Origin of the sequence: Capnocytophaga catalasegens (genome assembly GCF_026005215.1) — a bacterium.
Lineage (GTDB): Bacteria > Bacteroidota > Bacteroidia > Flavobacteriales > Flavobacteriaceae > Capnocytophaga > Capnocytophaga catalasegens.
This window is the reverse complement of sequence record NZ_BPMA01000001.1, coordinates 1-5191: the sequence shown is the minus strand read 5'-3', so window position 1 is coordinate 5191 and position 5191 is coordinate 1. Positions and strand designations below refer to the sequence as shown.

At 46.4% G+C, this 5191-nt stretch carries 2 tRNA genes and 3 rRNA genes (1 of these 5 cut by a window edge); all 5 read left to right on the top strand.

The annotated features are described in order from the left end of the window. Positions 1 to 1340, top strand: a 16S ribosomal RNA gene (locus OO775_RS00025); it begins 143 nt to the left of the window's first position. Between the two features lie 151 nt (positions 1341 to 1491). After that, a tRNA-Ile gene (locus tag OO775_RS00020) sits at positions 1492 to 1565 on the top strand. A gap of 212 nt (positions 1566 to 1777) precedes the next feature. Further along, positions 1778 to 1851 (top strand) — tRNA-Ala (locus OO775_RS00015). Positions 1852 to 1990: 139 nt separating this feature from the next. Then, positions 1991 to 4816, top strand: a 23S ribosomal RNA gene (locus OO775_RS00010). A 128-nt stretch (positions 4817 to 4944) separates the two neighbouring features. Further along, a 5S ribosomal RNA gene (rrf, locus tag OO775_RS00005) occupies positions 4945 to 5052 on the top strand. Together the 16S, 23S and 5S rRNA genes with 2 tRNA genes alongside form the textbook arrangement of a ribosomal RNA operon. The last annotated feature ends 139 nt before the right edge of the window (positions 5053 to 5191 follow it).

Here is a 5191-nt window from a genome sequence, read left to right as displayed (position 1 = left end):
CTTTATGGCATCATAGGGTAATTAAAGCTACGGTGGTAAAAGATGAGTACGCGTTCTATTAGCTAGTTGGAGTGGTAACGGCACCCCAAGGCTACGATAGATAGGGGTCCTGAGAGGGAGATCCCCCACACTGGTACTGAGACAGGGACCAGACTCCTACGGGAGGCAGCAGTGAGGAATATTGGTCAATGGTCGGAAGACTGAACCAGCCATGCCGCGTGCAGGAAGACAGCCTTATGGGTTGTAAACTGCTTTTGCAAGGGAAGAATAAGCTCTACGTGTAGAGTGATGACGGTACTTTGCGAATAAGCATCGGCTAACTCCGTGCCAGCAGCCGCGGTAATACGGAGGATGCGAGCGTTATCCGGAATCATTGGGTTTAAAGGGTCTGTAGGCGGGTTGTTAAGTCAGGGGTGAAAGTTTGCGGCTTAACCGTAAAATTGCCTTTGATACTGGCTATCTTGAATTATTGTGAAGTTGTTAGAATGTGTAGTGTAGCGGTGAAATGCATAGATATTACACAGAATACCGATTGCGAAGGCAGATGACTAACAATAGATTGACGCTGAGAGACGAAAGCGTGGGGAGCGAACAGGATTAGATACCCTGGTAGTCCACGCTGTAAACGATGGATACTAGCTGTTTGGCATTATAGTTGAGTGGCTAAGCGAAAGTGATAAGTATCCCACCTGGGGAGTACGCACGCAAGTGTGAAACTCAAAGGAATTGACGGGGGCCCGCACAAGCGGTGGAGCATGTGGTTTAATTCGATGATACGCGAGGAACCTTACCAAGGTTTAAATGGGACAGGAGTAACGTAGAGATATGTTAGCCAGCAATGGTCTGTTTCAAGGTGCTGCATGGTTGTCGTCAGCTCGTGCCGTGAGGTGTCAGGTTAAGTCCTATAACGAGCGCAACCCCTGCCATTATTTGCCAGCGATTAGAGTCGGGAACTATAATGGGACTGCCGGTGCAAACCGTGAGGAAGGTGGGGATGACGTCAAATCATCACGGCCCTTACATCTTGGGCTACACACGTGCTACAATGGTCGGTACAGAGAGCAGCCACTGCGTGAGCAGGAGCGAATCTACAAAGCCGATCACAGTTCGGATCGGAGTCTGCAACTCGACTCCGTGAAGCTGGAATCGCTAGTAATCGGATATCAGCCATGATCCGGTGAATACGTTCCCGGGCCTTGTACACACCGCCCGTCAAGCCATGGGAGCTGGGGGTACCTGAAGTCGGTCGCCGCAAGGAGCTGCCTAGGGTAAAACTAGTAACTGGGGCTAAGTCGTAACAAGGTAGCCGTACCGGAAGGTGCGGCTGGAACACCTCCTTTCTAGAGAATGGATTATGTTTTTAGAGTAAGGATTATTTTAATTTAAATCTTTGTGCGGTCGATAAAAAATCAAGGAAATAGCGTAAGGCGAATAGTGAATATAGGAAGGACTATACGCTGAGATATAAAATCTATTTTCTAAAAGAAATGCAGTCTCATAGCTCAGCTGGTTAGAGCGCTACACTGATAATGTAGAGGTCGGCAGTTCGAGTCTGCCTGAGACTACAAAAATAATTTTTTAGCGAATAGCGAATAGCAAATAGGATACTAAAAAATCATACGTTGCCATCTATCCGCTAACTACTAAAGAAAAGTTCATTGTAAGAAAAGTAAGGAAATTTTAGAGGTTGTGGCTACCCCTAAGGATATAGCGAATAGCGAATAGGAATTAGTAAAAAACTATCCGCTAGCTCCTACCTCCTAAATTCTAAAAAGAAGGGGAATTAGCTCAGCTGGCTAGAGCGCCTGCCTTGCACGCAGGAGGTCAAGGGTTCGACTCCCTTATTCTCCACAAAATACCTAAAAATTCCTTTCGGGGGATTTAAGGGAATAAAAGGTCATTGACATACTGGGATAATATATCAAGAGTAGATATACAAGAAAAAAGAGAAAGGTAAATATCGAGAGATATTACTACATACGAAAAAATATAATAAGTTATGTAAGGGCGTATGGGGGATGCCTAGGCTCTCAGAGGCGAAGAAGGACGTGATAAGCTGCGAAAAGTTGCGGGGATTGGCACATACGAAATGATCCGCAAATATCCGAATGGGGCAACCCGCCGTGTTGAAGGCACGGCACATCGAAAGATGGGCGAACCCGCTGAACTGAAACATCTAAGTAGGCGGAGGAGAAGAAAACAATAGTGATTCCGAGAGTAGTGGCGAGCGAAATTGGAGTAGCCCAAACCTGTATTGTTACGGCAATATAGGGGTTGTAGGACTGCGATACTTATTGCTAATTGAATAAGAAGTATCTGGAAAGATACACCAAAGAGGGTGAAAGTCCCGTATTGGAAAGAGAGGTAAATAATAGCAGAATCCTGAGTAGGTCGGGGCACGAGGAACCCTGTCTGAATTAGCCAGGACCATCTGGTAAGGCTAAATACTCCTGAGAGACCGATAGTGAACCAGTACCGTGAGGGAAAGGTGAAAAGCACCTTGAATAAAGGAGTGAAAGAGAACCTGAAACCATACGCTTACAAGCGGTCGGAGCCCATAGGGGTGACGGCGTGCCTTTTGCATAATGAGCCTACGAGTTACTTTTACCAGCAAGGATAAGCATTTCAGATGTGTATTCGAAGCGAAAGCGAGTCTGAATAGGGCGTTTAGTTGGTAGGAGTAGACGCGAAACCGAGTGATCTACCCATGGGCAGGTTGAAGGTTGGGTAACACCAACTGGAGGACCGAACCGGTTGTCGTTGAAAAGACTTCGGATGACCTGTGGGTAGGGGTGAAAGGCCAATCAAACTCGGAAATAGCTCGTACTCCCCGAAATGCATTTAGGTGCAGCGTTGATTTAGTTTATTAGAGGTAGAGCTACTGATTGGATGCGGGGGTTTCACCGCCTACCAATTCCTGACAAACTCCGAATGCTAATAAATACTGATCAGCAGTGAGGGCATGGGTGCTAAGGTCCATGTCCGAGAGGGAAAGGACCCAGACCATCGGCTAAGGTCCCCAAATATTTGCTAAGTTGAAAAAACGCGGTTGAACTGCCCAGACAGCTAGGATGTTGGCTTGGAAGCAGCCATTCATTTAAAGAGTGCGTAACAGCTCACTAGTCGAGCGGTTCGGCATGGATAATAAACGGGCATAAGCAAATTACCGAAGCTATGGACAATAAAATTGTGGTAGGGGAGCATTCTATCGACGTAGAAGCAGTACTGTGAGGTATTGTGGAGTTTATAGAAAAGAAAATGTAGGCATAAGTAACGATAAGGCAGGCGAGAAACCTGCCCGCCGAAAGATCAAGGTTTCCTCAGCTATGCTAATCAGCTGAGGGTTAGTCGGGGCCTAACGCGAATCCGAAATGGAGCAGTGGATGGATAACAGGTTAATATTCCTGTACCTTCATACTACTAAAAGTGACGGAACGAGATAGTTATTGCGCAGAGACGGAATACTGCGTTGAAGCTACTGAATGGTAGTGATAGTACACGGAGGCTTCGGCTAAAGTGATAATGTAATGAAAACGTTTCCAAGAAAAGCGAAGTATGAAGCCCGTACCGTAAACCGACACAGGTGATTGGGAAGAGAATTCTAAGGCGCTCGAGAGATTCATGGCTAAGGAACTAGGCAAAATAGACCTGTAACTTCGGGAGAAAGGTCACCCATAGAAATATGGGTCGCAGTGAAAAGGTCCAAGCGACTGTTTATCAAAAACACAGGACTCTGCAAAATCGAAAGATGAGGTATAGGGTCTGACACCTGCCCGGTGCTGGAAGGTTAAGAGGAGAGTTTAGGGTAACCGAAGATTTGAATTGAAGCCCCAGTAAACGGCGGCCGTAACTATAACGGTCCTAAGGTAGCGAAATTCCTTGTCGGGTAAGTTCCGACCTGCACGAATGGTGTAACGATTTGGACACTGTCTCGGCCATGAGCTCGGTGAAATTGTAGTATCGGTGAAGATGCCGATTACCCGCAGTGGGACGAAAAGACCCTGTGCACCTTTACTACATCTTCGTATTGACCTTGGATAAGTGATGCGTAGGATAGGTGGGAGACTATGAAGTGGCTGTTCTGGCAGTTATGGAGTCGTTGTTGAAATACCACCCTTTGCTTATCTGAGGCCTAACTCCGCGTTAAAGTGGAGGACAGTTCGTGGAGGGTAGTTTGACTGGGGTGGTCGCCTCCAAAAGAGTAACGGAGGCTTCTAAAGGTTCCCTCAGCACGCTTGGTAACCGTGCGAAGAGTGTAATGGTATAAGGGAGCTTGACTGAGAGACCTACAAGTCGATCAGGTACGAAAGTAGAGCATAGTGATCCGGTGGTTCCGAATGGAAGGGCCATCGCTCAAAGGATAAAAGGTACGCCGGGGATAACAGGCTGATCTCCCCCAAGAGCTCACATCGACGGGGGGGTTTGGCACCTCGATGTCGGCTCGTCACATCCTGGGGCTGGAGAAGGTCCCAAGGGTTGGGCTGTTCGCCCATTAAAGTGGCACGCGAGCTGGGTTCAGAACGTCGTGAGACAGTTCGGTCTCTATCTACTGTGGGCGTTAGAAATTTGCGTGGTGCTGACTCTAGTACGAGAGGACCGAGTTGGACTAACCTCTGGTGAATGAGTTGTTCTGCCAAGGGCACAGCTCAGTAGCTATGTTAGGAAGGGATAAGTGCTGAAAGCATATAAGTACGAAACCCGCCACAAGATGAGATTTCTTTAAAGGGTCGTGGGAGATGACCACGTTGATAGGTTACAGGTGTAAAGGCAGTAATGTCATAGCCGAGTAATACTAATAACCCGTAGACTTATTATATGAGTATTTTGTATAGAAAAGATTTGATATATTATCTTAGTATGTTAAAATATATGAGTTAGGATTTAGCCAAAAGCGAATAGGATTTAGTAAAATAGCTCTAAAGGCTGTCTCCTGACTGAACGATTTAAGGTGGTTATAGCGAAAGGTCTCACCTCTTACCATTCCGAACAGAGCAGTTAAACCTTTTAGCGCAGATGGTACTACGCAAGTGGGAGAGTATGTCGCCGCCTTCTTAAAGTGAAGAGGTTATCAGAAATGATAACCTCTTTTTTTATTCATAAGTGCGACGCAATTCGCAGAACTCAAGTCGCCACCTTCTTTATGTAAAGAGGCTGATTCAAACAAATCAGACTTTTTTGGTTTTTAATGGTG